At 45.9% G+C, this 18530-nt stretch carries 17 protein-coding genes; 10 read left to right on the forward strand and 7 right to left on the reverse strand.

Annotation, left to right across the window (positions count from 1 at the left end):
• Positions 1 to 195: 195 nt before the first annotated feature.
• Positions 196 to 1674, reverse strand: coding sequence for a bifunctional orotidine-5'-phosphate decarboxylase/orotate phosphoribosyltransferase (locus QUB37_RS20585; RefSeq protein ID WP_333165507.1), 1479 nt, complete (start codon positions 1672 to 1674; stop codon positions 196 to 198).
• A 255-nt stretch (positions 1675 to 1929) separates the two neighbouring features.
• Here QUB37_RS20585 and QUB37_RS20590 point away from each other — a divergent pair, with 255 nt between their 5' ends.
• The 4 genes from QUB37_RS20590 to QUB37_RS20605 all read left to right on the forward strand — a co-directional run bounded on the left by QUB37_RS20590 (position 1930) and on the right by QUB37_RS20605 (position 4062).
• Complete coding sequence (locus QUB37_RS20590; RefSeq protein ID WP_333165509.1) at positions 1930 to 2178, forward strand: pentapeptide repeat-containing protein; 249 nt, start codon at positions 1930 to 1932, stop codon at positions 2176 to 2178.
• A 148-nt stretch (positions 2179 to 2326) separates the two neighbouring features.
• On the forward strand, positions 2327 to 3037 hold the full coding sequence (locus tag QUB37_RS20595; protein WP_333165512.1) for a DUF547 domain-containing protein: 711 nt from the start codon (positions 2327 to 2329) through the stop codon (positions 3035 to 3037).
• Positions 3038 to 3426: 389 nt separating this feature from the next.
• Complete coding sequence (locus QUB37_RS20600) at positions 3427 to 3642, forward strand: hypothetical protein (protein WP_333165514.1); 216 nt, start codon at positions 3427 to 3429, stop codon at positions 3640 to 3642.
• 87 nt (positions 3643 to 3729) lie between these two features.
• A complete protein-coding gene (locus QUB37_RS20605; protein WP_333165518.1) occupies positions 3730 to 4062 on the forward strand; it encodes an acyl carrier protein in 333 nt (110 codons plus the stop codon).
• Positions 4063 to 4354: 292 nt separating this feature from the next.
• On the opposite strand, the gene QUB37_RS20610 is transcribed toward QUB37_RS20605, so the two are convergent.
• Entirely contained in the window at positions 4355 to 4948 is a 594-nt protein-coding gene (locus tag QUB37_RS20610; RefSeq protein WP_333165520.1) for a Uma2 family endonuclease, read from the reverse strand.
• 191 nt (positions 4949 to 5139) lie between these two features.
• Between QUB37_RS20610 and QUB37_RS20615 the strand changes: the two genes are divergently transcribed.
• The 3 genes from QUB37_RS20615 to QUB37_RS20625 all read left to right on the forward strand — a co-directional run bounded on the left by QUB37_RS20615 (position 5140) and on the right by QUB37_RS20625 (position 8727).
• Positions 5140 to 6540, forward strand: coding sequence for a DUF2157 domain-containing protein (locus tag QUB37_RS20615; RefSeq protein WP_333165523.1), 1401 nt, complete (start codon positions 5140 to 5142; stop codon positions 6538 to 6540).
• A 102-nt stretch (positions 6541 to 6642) separates the two neighbouring features.
• The gene (locus QUB37_RS20620) at positions 6643 to 7359 is read left to right on the forward strand and encodes a GDYXXLXY domain-containing protein (protein WP_445300045.1); all 717 of its coding nucleotides are present in this window, start codon (positions 6643 to 6645) and stop codon (positions 7357 to 7359) included.
• Between the two features lie 246 nt (positions 7360 to 7605).
• Positions 7606 to 8727: a hypothetical protein gene (locus QUB37_RS20625; RefSeq protein WP_333165528.1), complete on the forward strand. Its 1122-nt coding sequence runs from the start codon at positions 7606 to 7608 to the stop codon at positions 8725 to 8727.
• A 212-nt stretch (positions 8728 to 8939) separates the two neighbouring features.
• Here the strand turns inward: QUB37_RS20625 and QUB37_RS20630 are convergent, their stop codons facing one another.
• Together QUB37_RS20630 and QUB37_RS20635 are read right to left on the reverse strand one after the other, a co-directional pair.
• Complete coding sequence (locus QUB37_RS20630) at positions 8940 to 9152, reverse strand: hypothetical protein (protein ID WP_333165530.1); 213 nt, start codon at positions 9150 to 9152, stop codon at positions 8940 to 8942.
• A 169-nt stretch (positions 9153 to 9321) separates the two neighbouring features.
• Positions 9322 to 9468, reverse strand: coding sequence for a class I SAM-dependent methyltransferase (locus QUB37_RS20635; RefSeq protein ID WP_333165532.1), 147 nt, complete (start codon positions 9466 to 9468; stop codon positions 9322 to 9324).
• A gap of 197 nt (positions 9469 to 9665) precedes the next feature.
• Here QUB37_RS20635 and hemH point away from each other — a divergent pair, with 197 nt between their 5' ends.
• Positions 9666 to 10829 (forward strand): ferrochelatase, encoded by a 1164-nt coding sequence (gene hemH / locus QUB37_RS20640; RefSeq protein WP_333165534.1) that lies wholly within the window; start codon positions 9666 to 9668, stop codon positions 10827 to 10829.
• Between the two features lie 194 nt (positions 10830 to 11023).
• On the opposite strand, the gene QUB37_RS20645 is transcribed toward hemH, so the two are convergent.
• The 3 genes from QUB37_RS20645 to QUB37_RS20655 all read right to left on the reverse strand — a co-directional run bounded on the left by QUB37_RS20645 (position 11024) and on the right by QUB37_RS20655 (position 16149).
• The gene (locus QUB37_RS20645) at positions 11024 to 11635 is read right to left on the reverse strand and encodes a DUF4126 domain-containing protein (protein ID WP_333165538.1); all 612 of its coding nucleotides are present in this window, start codon (positions 11633 to 11635) and stop codon (positions 11024 to 11026) included.
• Positions 11636 to 12268: 633 nt separating this feature from the next.
• The gene (locus QUB37_RS20650; RefSeq protein ID WP_333165541.1) at positions 12269 to 15433 is read right to left on the reverse strand and encodes an efflux RND transporter permease subunit; all 3165 of its coding nucleotides are present in this window, start codon (positions 15431 to 15433) and stop codon (positions 12269 to 12271) included.
• A gap of 56 nt (positions 15434 to 15489) precedes the next feature.
• The gene (locus QUB37_RS20655) at positions 15490 to 16149 is read right to left on the reverse strand and encodes a cobalt transporter (RefSeq protein ID WP_333165543.1); all 660 of its coding nucleotides are present in this window, start codon (positions 16147 to 16149) and stop codon (positions 15490 to 15492) included.
• Positions 16150 to 16266: 117 nt separating this feature from the next.
• Between QUB37_RS20655 and rppA the strand changes: the two genes are divergently transcribed.
• Positions 16267 to 16947 carry a two-component system response regulator RppA gene (gene rppA, locus QUB37_RS20660; RefSeq protein WP_333165546.1) on the forward strand — a complete coding sequence of 227 codons (681 nt, stop codon included), beginning with the start codon at positions 16267 to 16269 and terminating at the stop codon, positions 16945 to 16947.
• Between the two features lie 9 nt (positions 16948 to 16956).
• The gene (rppB, locus tag QUB37_RS20665; protein WP_333165549.1) at positions 16957 to 18339 is read left to right on the forward strand and encodes a two-component system sensor histidine kinase RppB; all 1383 of its coding nucleotides are present in this window, start codon (positions 16957 to 16959) and stop codon (positions 18337 to 18339) included.
• Positions 18340 to 18530: the final 191 nt, after the last annotated feature.

Here is an 18530-nt window from a genome sequence, read left to right on the forward strand (position 1 = left end):
ATTTTAAAATCCCAAAAGCCTTTCGACCCCAATTATTTGACTGCTACCCCTTGACAGGTCAAGACAGTATCTACAGGAATTGGGGTTTAATGTTCCGCAGTAGATTGAGGTTGAACGTTGGGTGGGGCGGGTTTATAAGATTATTAATTTTTGGCAATTATGGTTGGTAAAACCCGCCCCTACAGGAATTGGGGTTTAATGTTCCGCTGTCAAAAGATGGAATTGCTCGGTATCGATGCGATTGGCTTGATACAAAGTTTGAGCAATTTCCGAAAGCGCTAACACAGAATGGGCGCGATAACCGTTGGCCTGCATCTTATCTTTGACTCCCTGTTCGTGGTCGATTAATACCACGATATCTTCCACATTCAACCCAGCAGATTTTAACTTAGCCGCGCCTTCCATCACGCTTTTGCCACTAATCAAAATATCATCGACTACGACAATCGTTTCTCCTGCCTGAAAATGCCCCTCAATTAACTTGCCCGCACCGTAAGTTTTCACCTCCTTGCGCGGGAAAATCATCGGGCGTTCCATCCGCAAGGCTAAACCGGTTGCTGTGGGTAAAGAACCGTAGGGAATTCCGGCAATGCGATCGAATTTTAAATTTTTGAGAATGTCTGCATAAGCGCTGACAATTTGATGGAAAATCTGCGGAATTGAGATAATTTTCCGCAAGTCGATGTAATATGGAAATACGGCCCCCGATGCTTGTACGTGGTCGCCAAAAACTACGCAGCCGATGTCATAAAGTTGCAAGATTAAATCGCGGTGAGGTTCCGGTTGCAAAAAGCAAACATCGGGCAGCCACAGTTCGCAGGTGGGACTACCTGCGATCGCCCGCAGCCTCTGTTTATTAATACTATCCCGCAATTTCTCAATTTCTCGGCGCGGCTCTTTCCCCGCTAATAAACTCGGGGGGACTGGCAGCAATAAATCTTCACCATTCTTGCTTAAACCGGCCGCCAGCAGTTGTGCGAGGTCGTTTTCTTCTGTGAGGTCATTTTCTTCGGCGATGTCTCCTTCGACTAAAATTAGGCGTTCAGGAGCCTCTTTGCGGATGCGGGCTAACATATCCGGCAATACTCCTACTTCTAAACCAACTTTTTCGGGAGTTCCCCAAGTTTGAGAGAGTCGGACTAATTGCAAGTAAAAAGGGTTGTTTGGCGTCGGGTATTCTTGCACAGCCGCCGCTGACGGGTTGGCGGTGGCACAGAGGACAAAAACAGTTTTTCCAGCGTATAACAAAAATGGCGCTACTTGGTCGAATCCGGGATAGGGACTTAAAGTAATAGCGTCAACTCGCCAGTCTTGAAATACAATTTTGGCAAACACTGTGCTGGTATTTAAATCGCAGTGTTTGGCATCTAAAATTACTGGCAGGTGAGGGGGAATAATTGTTAAAATTTCTTGCAGCAAAGCCCAACCGGGAATACCGAGAGATTGGTAAAAACCGAGGGTGATTTTGCAGGCACAGATTAAATCGGCTGTTTGGTCGATCGCACTTTTCAGCTTTGACAACAAATCAGTTACAAAAGTTTGAGTTTCCTCCCCAGTCATGGAAACCAGCGCGGGCAAGGTTTCCGGGTCGGGGTCGAGGGCTAAATAAAGCAAACTTTGATTGCTTTCAACAGCCGCTAACAGTTTATCGAAAAAGTTGGTTCGATCCGTCATAGTGTGTTATGGAGGTAAGGGGAATTAAAAAAATTGCAGGTCAAAGTGGGATTGGTGTTGTGCCGGAAGAAACCGATCCCCGTTGAAATTGAAATTAAGAATCTTTTAAAATTGTAGAATGTAAAGAGCAGGAAATCTGTAACTTTGGGAGCAGTTTCATGGGGAATGATTTTCGGGTTGGCTACACCAGTGATTGCACCTAACCCGCAGCAAATCAATTAGTTGCGGTAAACTAACCAGTGTCCGGGCGGCGATTTGATCGGCATTCCCCTGCGGTACGCGAGTTTAGCAAATGCGAATTTGCAAGGGGCAGATTTGAGAGGATCAAATTTTAGGGAAGCTAATTTATCGGGGGCAAATTTGAGCGGGGCTTCTTGGCGGCAAGCTAATTTACAAGGCGCTAATTTTACTCAAGCTAATTTAATCCAGAGCCCGTTTGAGGGGGTTAATCTAAAAAATGCTACCGTTGCAGGTGTTATTTGGGTTGAGGCTAGTATTAAATAGAGAAATCCTTGCAGGAGTCGTAAATTTTTAACCCCACCCCAACCCTCCCCTTGCTAAGGGGAGGGAGTAAGAAATTCACAAATGATTTAGGATTGCTATAGAAGCAGAAGCTAAAGCAATGCCCGCCTTATATTAGGGATAGTAATAAATGATCGGTACGATCGACTTTACGATTTGGGACGAGTTGCTGCAACGCTACGTTGACGATTTGGGCCGCGTCAATTATCGGCGCTGGAAAGCTGAGGGGGCTGATGTTTTGAGGGCGTGGCTGGAAAGTTTGGCCGATGTGGATTTGACCAATGGTAGTGAGGCGGATGCGCGGCTGGCGTTGTGGCTGAATGCGTACAATGCGATCGCAATTTCTCAAGTTCTGGAAGTATATCCGATCGCGTCCATCCGTCCCAAAGTTTTGGGAATTCCCAACTGGCTGAGTTTTTTGGATTTTTTCACTCGTTCAAATACGATTATTGGCGGCAAAAAGTACAGTCTCAATCAAATCGAACACGCAATTTTGCGGCCGGAATTTGCGGAACCGCGCATCCATTTTGCATTAGTTTGCGCTTCAGTCGGGTGCCCGCTGCTGCGCCGGGGGGCTTATTTCCCGGAGTCGGTACGGACTCAACTAGAAGCGGATGCCAGCCGTTTTATTCACAATCCTGATAAGGTGCGATATGATGCCGAGAAAAAGACGCTTTATTTGAGCAAGATTTTTAAGTGGTACGGCGAGGATTTTGTCAAGGCGGCGGGTTCCGTGGCTGAGTATGTGGGCGGTTATTTGGGGCCGGAGGCGGCTGTGAGTGATGGATGGGCGATCGTTTTTTTGCCCTATGACTGGAATTTGAATCGGGTTGATGGATAAAATTTGCGCCTAGGGGTAGGTGTTTTTTTGAGGGAGTAATTTTTTTCGGCTGTCGTTACCCCTTCAAATTGCCAGATTCAACAGGGCGATCGGATGACTTCGAGGCAACGGGGCGATCGGACGGCTGGCACTGGTGAGGGTTAAGAATGCGGTGATTTAGGGCGGTGTGTGGGGTTTTGGGGTGATTGGATGGCTGGCACTGCCTAAATCGCACCCTAACCACGGTCGGAGCGGTGGCAAGGTCTAGCGCGGTCGGAGCGGTCGGAGAGGCTGGTACAGGTCTTTATGTAAAGAGTTGATGTTTAAGTATTTTTACGGTAGACGCTGAATTGAAAAAGGTTGAATATGTAATAAAGATTTGTAATCCCTTTCTTTTGGAGAAATGATAAATGTCTAATCATAAAGATAACTCTGAAGATAAAGCAGAGGCAATTGGGTATGTAGCTGGTGGTGCTGTGGCTGGAGCTGGTGTAGCTAGTGCAGTAGGTGGGATGGGTTTAGCTGTTGGCGGAACGGCTGTTGCAATTGGTGCAGCACCCGTTGTTGCTGCTGGTGCTGTTGTCGGTTTAGCAGCATACGGACTCAAGAAATTGTTTTTCAATTAAACTAAATTTTATTTTTTCAATTTACTGGGGTAAGTTATATTGCTTACCCTATTTTTAATCGTTTAACGAGGTATGCTATGAAATTTTTTGAAAAAGAACAAAAGAGGTGTTATGGATAAATCTATAATTTTTGAAAAAGTTAAAAAGATTGTTGCTAAAAATCTAAAACTAGAACTTAGTCAAGTCACAGTCAATACTAATTTTACCGAATTTGTAGAAACAAGGGAAGATTATTATAAAAGAAATCCACCATCTTGGTCAAGTATCTCAAGTACGGGTTATGTAGATTTAGACAAACTCAATATAATTATGGAGTTTGAGGACGAATTCGACATTGAAATTCCCGATGAAGATTGGGAAAAAAATATAAACACAGTCCAACAGGCTGTTGATTACATTTACAAAAAACTTGTAGTTTAAAAAGAAAAATTAATTACATCACGAATTTACAGTTTCCTGATGTGTAAGGCTTGTAGGCTCTAGGCGGGAAAATTCGAGTTTCCCCGCCTAGATTTATTTAGCAAAGTAAGGTTGGTGATATTCTCACATCACTATCTAAAAATGGTGTGACTGTTAGCGAAACTTACAGGTTGCAATCAACCTAAATCCCTATCAGGGATTGAAACATGGCCTCAATCAGGTTGAGGGTGGAGATTTTCACTAATCGGTAGGTGGTTAGATGAATGCTAACCAATTAGCTATTGATCCGCCCTTAAACCTCTCCACTGAAAATCTGTTGAACCGTCAAACTTAGCTGTGGAAACATCGGAGATACGATCGCCTCTCCATCCCGAAACACCCCAACCTCAACATATTGCCCATCCTCAAGCCGCAAAACTGTCACTACTTGTTCAATTGGATCGATAACCCAATACTCTGCAATGCCCCGCGCTGCGTACTGAGCTCGTTTGCGCTCGTAATCCCGATCCCTGCCCACTCTACCCGGACTCACTACCTCCACAACAAACCGAGGAGGCAGCATATCGAAAGTGATAGTTAGCCTGATTGCTGTCAGCGGAATATGTTCAGGTTCCAGAATTATCAAATCGGGGTAGCGGTTGGCGGCATCTCCCGATCGCAAAACGGCAACTTGAACCTCGCAATTATGCGTTTTAATCAGCCTGAGTGGCACTAGCCCGCTGCTAGCAAGATAGAAAAATAGATAGTTAGCAATGAAATTATTAGGTTCAGATTCTGGTGGCAAAGCTATTAACTCCCCATCAATTAACTCATAGCGTTGACCCGTATCATTTGAGTAATTAAGGTACTCGTCAAAAGTTAATTTTTTAGATTGAGCTTGTACCATAATATTACATTCCTTGATTTATTCGTTTCTTTCTGCTGGGAGTTTGTTTATGTAGAAACGGTTTCAACAGCCGAAGGATATCAATCAAAACTGCTGTGCTAGTTCAGCAGGTGTCCCAGCCTCCATCGACAATCGACCCACAACTGACATATTAATAACTATCACAGTTCAAATCCTCTGGAATATTACAAATGATTTCAGATAAATTTCGGCGCGAGTTGCGAGAACAAGCCAAACTCTGGCAAGCAGAAGGACTCATCGATACTTCATTCTACCAACAACTTTCCGAACGCTACCAATTCAACACACTCGAAACCGCCTCCCGCAACCGTTTCCTCAGCATTCTCATCAGTCTCGGCGGCATTCTCCTCGGTATAGGAGTCATCACCTTTGTAGCCGCAAACTGGCAAGTTTGGTCGCGGGAAGTGAGAGTTGCGCTGCTGCTAAGTCTTTTCGCAGCAGTCAATGCAGCAGGTTTCTATCTGTGGCGAATTCCCCCATCCCGAAGCCAAAACTCCCATCCCAATATGCCCGCAACAAAAGGGCGAAACAAACTCCTAGGTGAAGGATTGTTGCTGTTAGGATCTCTGATTTTAGGAGCAAATATGGCATTGATGGCGCAAATGTTCCATATTGGCGGTTCTTCCTACGGACTTTTCCTGGCTTGGGGACTCGGCGTGCTCGGAATGGCTTACAGTTTGCGGTTGACTTCCTTGGGCGTTTTGTCCGCACTTTTAATCGGTTGGGGCTATTGGTTTGCCGTGTTAGATTGGTCTTCCAAAGTCGAGTTTTCTTGGCTGGAAGTTTTGGTGCGGCAAATGCCGATCGCAGCCAGTATAATGTTTGTGCCGCTGGCTTATTGGTGTCGATCGCGTGCTATTTTTGCCATAGGTGCGATCGCGATAATTTTTTCCCTACAAGTTTCTATCGTCCAAGGGTTAAATCTAACCTGGGGTACAGCAATTTTTTGCGCTCTACCGCCCGCTTTGCTGTGGGGATACGACGATGCAATCTGGCCGAAGGTACGCAGCAAGCTGTTTCAACCTACCGCCCGCAGTTTAGCCCTGCTGTTTCTCGCCGGTTTGTTTTATGTTCTTTCTTTCTACGGGTTTTGGCAAGATTCGCCGAATCCTGCGCCAACGGAGTCGGATTGGGTTTTGCTGACAAATGTGGCTGTTTTGGGCGGTTTCACGCTGTTTGAGTGGCTGCGTTTGGGACGTTTGGAACTCCGGCGACCAAAACAAAAAGCAGTGGATTTGACCACAAGTGCGATCGGCATTTTCATCCTCGCCAGCGCCTTAATACCGCTTTTTCACCTCAATTTTACTCCCATTCCGCAATTAGCGACTTTCCTGTTTAATGTTTTATCATTTCTGCTCGCGTTCGGCTTAATTCGAGAAGGTTTAGCATTAGGAAACCGCCAGACTTTTTGGGGAGGCATGGTATTAATTACCCTGCAAATTATCAACCGAGTCTTTGAATATAACACAGGATTGTTGCTCAAATCTTTTGTCTTTGTTTTGTGCGGAATAGGCGTAATTGCTGCGGGTTTGTGGTTCGAGCGTCACTTCGCAAAAATCCCCGATGAATAGGAGCATTCTACTATAGTGCGATCGTCCCCCTTGCACTGCACTCGGAAGATGATTATGCCAATTCAAAGGTCAACGATATTATTCTACGAACCAATTCCCAATATGAACACCGAAAATCCAGATTCAACAGATCAAAGTTCCGAAATAGCAGATACCACCGCTAATCCCCGATCGTTCACCCTTCCCCCCGCAGCGCAACGCCTTCCCGCGTGGCGAATGTGGGTTCCTTTACTCTTGCAAATCGGACTAATTGCCGCCGTACCGGCTCCCGCAGTTTACACTTTTATTACTGGCAAAACAGTTGTCCTGCAAACAGCACCAGTAGATCCTTACGACTTTTTGCGCGGATATTACCAAGTTTTGAGCTATGATATTTCCGCTAGCACAAATCTCCAAAAACTCCCTGGCTGGAAAGATTTAGCGACGGAAAAAATATATTGTCCCCCCGCAGTTGTTTGTCCACAAAATACGCACAATGTCAAGGGAAAAACCAGTTTTTATGTAATCTTAGAAGCGCCAAAAGCCGCGACTAATTCCGGCCGGCCCCAAGCTTGGAAACCCGTCCGCGTCAGTCTAGAAAATCCCGTTAATTTGCCCGCTAACCAAATCGCAATTAAGGGCAAATATAACGGTTGGCAGATGGAATACGGCTTAGAAACTTATTATATGCCAGAGGATGAAAGGGAAAAAGTCAATCAGGATATTAGCGAAGCTCAAAGGAAGCAGCGACAATCTTTTTTGGTAGAAGTAAAGGTTGACAAAACAGGCCATGCTGTGCCTGTGAGTTTGTGGGTGCGCGATCGTAATTATCGATTTTAGCCAATAAGGACAATTTAGCCAAAAGGTCGATCGGCCTTTTGCCCTTGTTTTGAGTATTTTGGCTTAGGGATGGCGCGGAGGTTGGGCTATTCCCTACCGCAACGGGCCCGCAGGCGCGATCGGGATAGCTTCGCTCGCGCAGACATTTCAATTGCCGACAACCCAGGAGAATCTATTAAGATATATAAGACTTGTGCAAATCTTGCCAGTTCAAGGGCGCAAGTCATGACTCTACTGGAGCTTCTCATGTTAGCCGAGCTAATCTCAGCCAGACGAATACTCAAGACCAAACTCCTCGACTTCTTAGGACTTCCCGAAAATTGCCCAGACAAAACAGATCATCTCGTCAACCGAATTGTATCCCTGCTGGAAGCACATCCCGCCGAACAAGAAAGATTTTGGGAGACATTCAAAAGTGAATTAGCCGTCGATCCGGTAGAATTAGAAACAATACTCAAGTGTTCGCCAGCAGAACGCCAGCAGTGGATTGAACAAGAAAAACTCCCTATTTTAGAATACCGCTCTTTCCGCAAATCAGGAATCCATCTAGAATATCCCGTTCACGACAGAAGATTCATCTTAAGTCTAACGCCAACCGATATTAATAATTGGCGCCAAGAACCCAAAGGGCTGATTAAAAATAATCACCAAATACCCACCCCAATCAATACAGAAAAGCCTGAAGAAAACGAACAATCGCGATTAGCTTTTAGTTCAGCTTGGGAAAAAATCATAGCCGACTGGAAAGAACAAGGTTCGGCGGAAATTTCAGCAACCTTCCAGCTAGCTTACTGGACAGTTTGGGCGTCGCGCTGGGCAAAAGAAAATCAGCTCAACAGCTTTAAAGCAATTAAATATAAGGAAATTTACGAAGCTCACCAGCAGGAATGGTATCAGCGAAAAAATCAAGCAGTCAAGTTACTGATTGAAATGCCCTACGCCATGCTTTACTTCTACCGTCCGGCGGATTCTGACAAATTATATCTCGAACTGTGCGACGACCACGAGGAAATGATGAAAGATGCCTACTTTTGGGATAAGTGGGATTTTTTCTATCAGAACCGAAAACTTGTAAATAAGTGCCGCGAATGTGTGTACTGCGAAACCAAAGATTATTACTCGCTTTACTACCTGGAAATCAAAAGCGACAAGTTTCCCGATTATAGCTTTTCTTTCCACACGCCTTACACCATAGGCAGAAAATTTTTGCCGCATCCAGAAACGCTGCCTTATGTCGAACACGTAGAACAGGACGGCATTTTTCGCTTTGGCCGCCCGCTGCTGGAACAAGAGAAAGCTATTCACACCGAAAAGGATGTATTGCTCAAGTTTGAGGCGGCTTTGGCAGAAGCGAAAAAGTTTGTTTAGTCATTAGTCATTAGTCATTAGTCATTAGTCATTAGTCATTAGTCATTAGTCATTAGTCATTAGTTAGTAGTTAGTAGTTAGTAGTCATTAGTCATTAGTCATGAAGGATTAGCGATGAGTAGACATTCTTCATTTTAAAAGTAAGAATTCAGCAGTATTTAGTCAATAATTTGCGCGTCCATTACTAATGACTAATGACTGCTGACTAATGACTAATAACTGCTGACTAATGACTTTTGAACTTGGATTACTTGAATGCTGGCGCCAGCATAAAGTTTCGGTTGTGCAGTTACTTCGGAATTGTACGATCGCCATCCTACCTCTGCCAACAAACTCCCCAAGTCAGTTTCAGTCTCAAACAACCACAAAAATACAGCCAACCCTGGCCTAAATACCGGATTTGTATGCCGATGAATATCTACCAAAATGAATAGACCACCGGGTTCGATCGCGCGGTATACTGCCTAAAAGATTTGTCGCAATTGCGCCCGTTGCATTTCGTGCATCGCAACGCTGCTGTGTACTCCTGTCAAACTGACAGTCGGCAAAAGCTTTTAAATAATAATTGGCTGATGGTACATTTTTCCTGGCCGGTTACAGAGATAAGGGCGAAGCGTCAAGTCCTGTGACATCTTGGAAATATTGCACGAGAAATTGCGTAGTTTGACCGCTACCGCAGCAACCGTCTAAAACTTTAGTTTCCGTGCTGACGGTCAAAATTTCCCAGGCTAGTTGACCCAAACGAGCCTAACCGCCTACGCTCAAAGCAGCCAGACGCGCGATCGCAATCCTAGAGACACTGATACCGATAACTTAAATCTCTAAAAATTGTTGCCATAGTCAAAATTATGTATACCTTGCTATCGACTTAAGATATTATTAAGTTATATGATAAAAATAAGTAACAGAACTGAGACGATGGGAGAGCTGTAACCGCTATGGGTCGTGTGGGAGTATTGCTATTAAACTTGGGCGGGCCAGATCAAATCGAGGATGTCCGTCCTTTCTTGTTCAACTTGTTTGCTGACCCGGAAATCATTCGCATTCCGTTTCCGTGGATGCAAAAACCCCTCGCCTGGTTGATTTCGACCCTGCGTTTTCAGAAATCCCAGGAAAACTACCGCCAAATCGGGGGCGGCTCTCCTTTGCGGCGAATTACCGAGGAACAAGCCCTAGCCCTGCAAGAACTCTTGCAAGAAAAGGGACAAGATGCTCGAGTATACGTGGGGATGCGCTACTGGCATCCTTTTACTGAAGAGGCGATCGCCAAAATAAAGCGCGATCGTATCGAACATTTGACAATCTTGCCGCTGTATCCTCAATTTTCCATCAGCACCAGCGGTTCTAGCTTCCGGCAGCTAGAAGAAATGTGGGGCAAAGATCCTGACCTCAAGGATATACAATATACCGCGATTCCTTCTTGGTATCAGCGGCCTGGTTACATTCAGGCAATGTCGGAATTGATAGCCCAACAACTAGACCACAATCCGAATCCCGATCGAGTTCACATCTTTTTCAGCGCCCACGGCGTCCCCCTCAGCTACGTAGAAGAGGCTGGAGACCCCTATCAGCGCGAGATTGAAGATTGCACTCGTCTGATTATGGAACATTTGAATCGATCGAACGAACACACTCTAGCTTATCAAAGTCGGGTTGGCCCTGTGGAATGGCTCAAGCCTTACACCGAAGACGCCATTACCGAATTGGCAGAAAATGGAGTGCAAGATTTGTTGGTAGTTCCGATTAGTTTCGTTTCCGAACACATCGAGACTCTACAAGAAATTGACATGGAGTATCGAGAATTAGCAGAAGAATCGGGGATTGAGAATTTCTACCGAGTCCCCGCCTTGAATACTCATCCGGTGTTTATTGAAGCCTTGGCCGATTTAGTCATCGAGTCGATGGAATCTCCCAGCGTTAAATTCTCTGATGTTATACGCCCTTCCAAGACAGTGAAAATGTACCCTCAAGAGCAGTGGGAGTGGGGTTTGACCACGGGGGCGGAAGTCTGGAACGGTCGTGTGGCGATGATTGGTTTTGTGGCACTATTGCTGGAGTTAATTACGGGTCAGGGCCCGCTACACTCGATCGGATTGCTTTAAATTGACAGTTGACAGTTGACAGTTGACTGTTGACTGTTGACTGTTGTTACAAATGACTAATGATATAAAATCAGTTGGGATCGGAATTATTCATCTCTCTCTTCTCTTCCTCAGCGCCCTCAGCGGTCTCTGCGGTTAAATCATTCCGAAACAACCGTAAACGATATTACTAATCACCAATAACTCATCACTAACTAATCAGGATCGCGCTTGTGGCGGCGGGGATTTCCCCTATCGCCCGGTATTCCCTGACTTTTGTACCAGCAATACCACTCTTTAGAACTGCGAATTGCCAGCCACAGCAGCGTCATCGCAACTAACCCTCCCTGCCGTGGTGCGTCAAAGGCAAACAAAACCAAGGAAATGCACAGAACATCTTGGAGGAAAATCACCCAAATCGGCAAACCCCGCAGTCGATAAAACCATCCAGCTTGTACCAGTTGCAGCACTAAAGCCAACAAGCCTCCGACAATACCAATTATCCACAGCATCCAAGGGTGAGCAATAATTTCCTCGATCGAACTTACTTGAGCGATCGAAATTCCCATAATTGCTCCTACAATGGGGCTGAAAATAATTTGCACAATTTGCAGCACCCGTTGTCCTACAAAGGTTTTAGAAGCAAATAACTCTAACAGCGACCAGCTCACCAAGATGGTGATAGCCACCTGGGGGGGAACCCCCGACAATAGAGGTATTTCCGACCAAAGTTTGTCAATCCGCAACAAACCAATTAACAGCAGGGGCAGGGCAATTCTCATACCCCCTGCCGCAGACGCAGAGAGTGCGGCTAGGAGTCCAACCATAATAATAATAATTGAGTTGATAAGGTCAGCTAAAGCATCGAGCTATTTCAGAATTTAATTCCCCTGATGGCTGGCTGTGATTTGAGAGATCGAACTCAAATTGTGGCTTGAGCTTAAATATCACCCTCTATTGTAAGTGTATCTGCTTAATCCTGCTTGGCACTGCGATATTGTCGATCGACACAAGCCAGTTTGTCAACAGTTGACAGTTGACAGAATTCAACCTGGATTGTGATTAAATTAAAATGTATAGGAAAACCAGTAGGTCAGCCGAGACACTTAAAATTAAGGCGTTGCTTAATCAGGGTATGAAAAAAATCTGTTGAAACTCCCGAAGCGTTGTGAATACTGGTTTCTATGATTTGCATATTTAGCCTTTCATACCGTAAATCAGCAAGGCCGGGATTTCTAAGTCACTGGAGTAATCGAGGAATGTGAAGCATTTTCTTATAGCAACCGCCAAGGCGGTTAGGGGCTAGGGAAAGAAGGAAAAGAAGGGGAAGAAGGGAATAGAATAAGCGAGCTTGGTGGAACTCAGAACGTCTTAACACGGGCGGTTGCTATACATAAAAAAAGCGCGATCGCTTCCTAGATTGCTAAACGAATCGCGCCTCTAGTCAGTCTTTAAAAGCGTTAAAGCTTTGAGCTTACTGATGGTTGTGGCTGCACATTCACCGGAAAACTCGTCTCGACTCCGGCATTTTTTTGTTTGGGCATCAAGTGTTTGCCAAACTTAGCGTAGATGGCAGGAATCACCAACAAAGTCAAAGCCGTAGAAGTGAATAAACCACCCAAAACCACAATCGCCAACGGTTGCAGAATTTCGTTTCCGGCACCACTGGCGATCGCCAACGGAAACATCCCTAGTGCAGAAGTCAAAGCAGTCATCAGAATGGCGTTAATCCGCTCTAAAGATCCTTTGACAATCACATCTTTTAGGGGCATTCCCTGTGCGAACTTTTTATTGTAGTTATCTACTAATAACAAGCCATTGCGAACGGCAACCCCAAACAAAGTAATGAATCCGATCAGCGATGCGATCGACATCACACCACCAGTCAAGGCAATTGAAATAATGCCACCTACCAACGCCAACGGTAGGTTGATCATAATGGCGATCGTAGCTGGGAGCGACTTCACCGAGAAGAACATCAACACGGCAATCAAGATCGCAGCTAGGATGCTATAAACCAGTAAGTTATTGGTAGCATTTTGCTCCGATTCAAACTGTCCGCCGTATTCAATAAAGTAGCCATTAGGCAACTGTATGTTTTTGCGAATTGTTGCTTGAATATCCCCGACCACACTACCCAAATCGCGTTCGGCAACGTTGGCGGAAACAACAATTAAGCGAGAAACATTTTCCCGATTTACCACATTTGCACCCATGCCATAATCGACTTTGGCAACAGCACTCAAGGGAATAATTTTTCCAGTGGGAGTAGAAATGGGAATGGCACGAATCGCATCTAAATTATTGCGGGTATTTTCCTTTAGTGAGACAGAGATATTAATCAACTGCTGGTTTTCTGGAAGCTGCGACACAACTTGACCGTTGAGCGCCGTTTCCAGCACATTTGATAACTGCTCCATGCTCAATCCATTTGTTGCAGCAGCAGCGCGATCGTACTGAATTTGTACCTGACGAATGGGCAATTGAGGTTCAAGCTGCAAGTCTACAACCCCAGCAATAGGTTGAATGGCATCTCGTACTTGTTCGCCAATCTTTCGCAGTTCAACTAAATCCGGTCCAAAGATTTTGACAGCGATCGCACTTCTCACCCCAGACAGCACTTCATCCATCCGGTGAGAGATAAATCCGCCAATATTCGGTGCAACTCCCGGCAATTTCAGGAACGCCGCACGCAGTTGTTTGATGCTGGTTTCCCTGTCTTTGAGAGCTAAGTCACTCAGTTCCACATCCACATGAGCCATATTAACTCCCGCTCCATCCGCATCCCCAGGAGCGCGTCCGGCTCGTACCTGTACCCATTCATACAGGGGATTATCCTTGAGTGAGTTGTACAGCGCCGTCCCAGCCCGATTGGTCATATCCAGGGAAATACCAGGGAACAACACCATTGAATTGACCATTGATTTTTCCTGGAATTCCGGCAGAAACACCCGTCCCAGGGAAGGAACGATCGCAAAGGTAGCAACTAATGCAGCCAGTGCGATCGCCAAAATGATTTGGGGTACTCGTAGCGATAAATTCAGCAAGGGAAGATACAGCCGTTCTGCCCAGCGGGAAACAAACGTGCCTTCCTGCGGTAGAGTTTGATTTGCCAGCAGAATTGCACAGAGAGCCGGGGAAAGGGTCATGGCAACCAGAGTTGAGGCGGCAATGGATAGCAAATAGGCCAAGCCCATCGGCGCAAAAATCCGTCCTTCTACCCCCGTCAAACTAAAAATCGGCGCAAAGACAACCACGATGATTACTGTAGAGAAAATCACCGCTAAACGCACTTCAACAGAGGTGTCATACACTACTTGAAAAGGGTGCTTGGGATTGCCCTGCGCCTGATTGGTACGAAGTCCGCGATAGCAGTTTTCCATATCTACGATCGAGTCATCCACGACCGATCCAATGGCAACCACTAACCCGCCTAGCGTCATCGTATTGATGCCCAAGCCAAAGGCTTTCATAAACATCAAGCCAATCAATAAGGACAAAGGAATCGCGCTTAAGGTAATCGCTGCTGTGCGCCAATTCATCAAAAACAGCAGCATAATCACCGACACGATGATGATGCCTTCAATCAAAGACTTGCTGACATTGCCAATGGCAGAATCGATAAAGTTAGACTGGCGAAACGTTTGTGCCATTTGCACATCGGCTGGAAAACTGGGCTGCAACGATCGCATTACCGCTTCTACCGCTTTGGTAACGGTGGGCGTATCCACATCGGGCTGTTTGTTAATCATCAGCACCACCGCAGCTTGCCCGTTAAAGCTGGCATCCCCGCGCTTGAGAGCCGACCCGGTTTTTACCTCTGCTACGTCTTTGAGCAAAATTGGTTTGCCATTCTGCACCTTCACTACGGATTGCTGCAAGTCTTCAATGGTTTTTACCTGACCAATCCCGCGTACCAGTAACTCTTGACCACCGCCAATCAGAAAGCCGCCGGGAGCATTAGAATTGGCACCTTTGGCGGCATCGGTGACTTCAGTGAGAGAGACGTTCAGCGATCGCAGTTTTGCCGGATCGACTAATACTTGTTCCTGCCGTTCATCTCCCCCATAAATCGTTACTTGAGAGACTCCTGGTACTGAGAGAATCTGATTACTGAGGGTGACTTCCACCAAACGACGCAGATCCATCAAAGAGGTTTGCCCCTGTCCTTTGACAGTGAAGGCGTACTGCAAAATCGTACCCAACGGGGATACCAGAGGCGAAATTTCTGGTGGATGAGTGCCTTCAGGTAACTGATTTGTCACCTGTTGCAGGCGTTCCGTGACAGATTGCCGTGCTTTGTAAATATCGGCATCTTGGTCAAACACCACCTGCACCATCGACAGCCCAATCTTAGAAGAGGAGCGCACCGTCGTTACTCCCGGCAAGCCATTCACCGTACTTTCGATCGGCACCGTAATTTGCGACTCTATCTCCTCTGGAGCCAGTCCAGGTGCTTCAGTATGAATATCGACTTGGGGGGGTGCAAATTCGGGAAACACATCTAGCGGCATTTGGGTGACACTGAAGACTCCCCACACCGTTATTAAAATCGCAGCAATAACGATGAACCATCGCTGGACGATCGAGGTTTTGAGCGTCTGATTGAGAATTGAGTTAAACATTTTAAAGAGGGAACAGGGAACAGGGGATAGGAAGTAGGGAACAAGAAATAGGGAAGTTATAAGTCCCCTTTATTGCGGTTGCCCATAATAGCGATTGCTCCCACCAACAGCACAACTCCCCCACTAATGGCTGCGATAGTTCCCATCGGAAACCCACCCGATGGCTGAGTCGTTTCACCAGATTGAGCGAGATTGCCAGAGGCATTGTGGCTGTGGGTTTTTCCCTGAGCGTGTGCCTGAGCATGAGCTGGGTCATTTGAAGGAGAAGCGATCGCGGCTGGACTTGGTGCTGCATCAGCCGTTTTGGTTTTGCGCGATTCCGCATAGAGAGATAAGCTACCCTGAGTGACTAGCTTTTCACCAACTGACAATCCTTTGGTGACTTCGATAAGTTCGCCTTTGGTTGCACCTGTTGTTACTTCAACTGGCTCATAAAAATTTTCATACTGTACAAACACAAGCTGCTTGCCGTCCGCATCTACTAATGCGGTGACAGGAACCATAACGGCAGAGCTACCATCGGCGGCTGGGGCGATCGGTGTCACAGTAATGCCTAACATCCGATCGGTTTCAGCATTCATCTGTACTCGTTCCACGCCACCTGTGGCTTGAAATTCATCCCCATGTCCAACATGGGAAAAAGCAACATTTGGCACAGACAGCAGAATAACCGTAATCAGCCCTGCCTCTAGTAAGGGTTTGTGTGGGTAACGCATGGTTTAATTACTCTAGGTTTACAAAAATCTTTTCTAGTCTGCCAAAGGGAGCATGAAATCCAGGTGAAATGCTAGAGGTTTGAGTAAAATCAAGCTCGTGGTTGATTTCTTGGAATTATGCGAATTTTGCTGGTAGAAGATGAAGAAGATTTGGGACTGGCAATAAAGCAAGTCTTAGCGAGCGAAAAATATGTGGTGGATTGGGTGTCGGATGGTATTCAGGCTTGGGACTGTATCGAAAGCCAGTGGACAGACTACACGGTAGCGATCGTGGATTGGCTGCTACCCAAGCTATCAGGGCTACAGCTATGTCAGCGACTGAGATCTCATCAAAATTCTCTACCCGTGCTGATGCTCACAGCCTTGGGTCAGACTCAAAACCGCGTGGCAGGGCTGGATGCTGGAGCCGATGATTATCTGGTCAAACCGTTTGTGATGGAAGAACTGTTGGCGCGACTGCGGGCACTTCAGCGGCGATCGCCTAATCTGCAACCACAAACGCTTACGGTTGGTGGGTTTACTCTGGATTATGCCAATAATGCGTTGTGCAGCGAGCTTCAAACCATTCCTTTAACGGTCAAGGAATTTCAAATCCTTGCCTATCTGATGCAAAATCCCGATCGCATCATTTCAGGGAGCAAAATCCGACATCAACTTTGGGATTTGGAAGAAGAACCCATCAGTAATGTGGTCGCGGCACAAATGCGATTACTACGGCGAAAGTTAGCCACCTATGGCTGCGACTGCCCGATTGAAACCATTCCTGGTCAGGGCTATCGATTTAATACAGCTTTGTGAACCGCTATCATGAATACCCACCAACTTTTTCGTCGCAGTCGTACCCGTTTGGCACTCTGGTACGTGCTGGCCATGGGAGTAATTTTAAGCCTGTTGGGTTTTGGGATGTATCGAGCGCTGGTTCAGTCCAATTGGGCAGCAATGGAACGAGAAATGGAATCGGTTGCAGGAACACTGCATGACAGTTTAGAACCCATGCTACCTGCCTCCGAAGACCCAACGGCTGTGTTGCGACGCATTTTGCCAGAACTCTGTTTGGCGGGACAAGGTTGTAATGCCAGTCCAACATTGATTCAACGACATACGACTGGAATTAGCGATCGCAGCATTTACTATATTCGTTTGCTCGATCGCCAGGGTAAACTCCTTGCTTTCTCACCTAATCAACCGCTATCACTGCCGAAAACGCTAAACCGTTCCTCCTGGCAAAGGTTTCGCGCTGCTAACGGGATTCGTTATCACCAATTCACTACTATTTTGCATAGTGCCCATGCTCATTCTCATGCCAATGAACCGAGTACCCATCCATCCTGGGGCTACTTACAGATTGGGCGCACCTTAGCACCCTTGGATGCTGAAACTCAGCGAATTCAATGGATTCTGGCAATTGGCTTCCCCATTGCTCTTGGGTTCGTTGCAGTTTCGAGTTGGTGGCTCTCAGGATTAGCCATGCTGCCCATCTATCAGTCTTATCAGCAACAGCAACAGTTTACTGCCAATGCTGCCCACGAATTGCGATCGCCCCTTGCCAGTCTTTTAGCCACTGTAGAAGCGATCCTGCGCCTACCGACCTCCAATCAACCCGATATCCCACTCATGCTCCAGACCGTTGAGCGGCAAGGGAGACGGTTGAGCCAATTGATTGCAGACTTACTGTTTTTGACGAATATTGAGCAAAATTCAGAGACAAAACCTTTTCAGCCCTGTTGCTTAAATGATTTAGTAAACGATTTAACTGAAGAATATTTAGAGCTGGCAACGGCTACTGATATTCACCTCATCAACCAGATTTCCAATGATGCAATTTATGTTTTAGGTAATGAATCACAACTTTATCGTCTAGTTTCTAATTTGATTGCTAATGCCATTCAATACACTTTTTCTGGAGGTTTCGTTACGGTATGTTTAAAATCTCACGATCGCACCGCATTGATTACTGTAAAAGACACTGGAATTGGGATTGCAACCACAGAACAAAATCGAATCTTCGATCGCTTTTATCGCGTTGACAGCGATCGCTCTCGTAAAACAGGTGGGACAGGTTTAGGGTTAGCGATTGCTCAAGCGATCACGCAGGTTCACGGAGGCAGCATCCAGGTTCAGAGCGAACTTGGTCAAGGCGCACGATTCACTCTCCGACTCCCCTTGATTTATGAATCGAGAATATCATAAAAAGGCGTTGCTTAATCAGGGTATGAAAAAAATAATTTAAAAATTCAGAAGCTTTGTTATACTGGTTTCTATGATTTGCATATTTAGCCTTTCATACCATAAATCAGCAACGCCAAAAATAATTTAAAAATTCAGAAGCTTTGTTATACTGGTTTCTATGATTTGCATATTTAGCCTTTCATACCATAAAT

Source organism: Microcoleus sp. AT3-A2 (assembly GCF_036705685.1).
In the GTDB taxonomy this organism is placed as follows: domain Bacteria; phylum Cyanobacteriota; class Cyanobacteriia; order Cyanobacteriales; family Microcoleaceae; genus Microcoleus.

What these genes read in the sequence shown, in the direction of transcription:
- QUB37_RS20610 (WP_333165520.1), bottom strand. Translation starts at nt 4,948, where the DNA reads ATGGTACAAGCTCAATCTAAAAAATTAACTTTTGACGAGTACCTTAAT.
- QUB37_RS20595 (WP_333165512.1), top strand. Translation starts at nt 2,327, where the DNA reads ATGATCGGTACGATCGACTTTACGATTTGGGACGAGTTGCTGCAACGC.
- QUB37_RS20585 (WP_333165507.1), bottom strand. Translation starts at nt 1,674, where the DNA reads ATGACGGATCGAACCAACTTTTTCGATAAACTGTTAGCGGCTGTTGAA.
- QUB37_RS20600 (WP_333165514.1), top strand. Translation starts at nt 3,427, where the DNA reads ATGTCTAATCATAAAGATAACTCTGAAGATAAAGCAGAGGCAATTGGG.
- QUB37_RS20625 (WP_333165528.1), top strand. Translation starts at nt 7,606, where the DNA reads ATGTTAGCCGAGCTAATCTCAGCCAGACGAATACTCAAGACCAAACTC.
- rppB (WP_333165549.1), top strand. Translation starts at nt 16,957, where the DNA reads ATGAATACCCACCAACTTTTTCGTCGCAGTCGTACCCGTTTGGCACTC.
- QUB37_RS20645 (WP_333165538.1), bottom strand. Translation starts at nt 11,635, where the DNA reads ATGGTTGGACTCCTAGCCGCACTCTCTGCGTCTGCGGCAGGGGGTATG.
- QUB37_RS20655 (WP_333165543.1), bottom strand. Translation starts at nt 16,149, where the DNA reads ATGCGTTACCCACACAAACCCTTACTAGAGGCAGGGCTGATTACGGTT.
- hemH (WP_333165534.1), top strand. Translation starts at nt 9,666, where the DNA reads ATGGGTCGTGTGGGAGTATTGCTATTAAACTTGGGCGGGCCAGATCAA.
- QUB37_RS20650 (WP_333165541.1), bottom strand. Translation starts at nt 15,433, where the DNA reads ATGTTTAACTCAATTCTCAATCAGACGCTCAAAACCTCGATCGTCCAG.
- QUB37_RS20620 (WP_445300045.1), top strand. Translation starts at nt 6,643, where the DNA reads ATGAACACCGAAAATCCAGATTCAACAGATCAAAGTTCCGAAATAGCA.
- rppA (WP_333165546.1), top strand. Translation starts at nt 16,267, where the DNA reads ATGCGAATTTTGCTGGTAGAAGATGAAGAAGATTTGGGACTGGCAATA.
- QUB37_RS20615 (WP_333165523.1), top strand. Translation starts at nt 5,140, where the DNA reads ATGATTTCAGATAAATTTCGGCGCGAGTTGCGAGAACAAGCCAAACTC.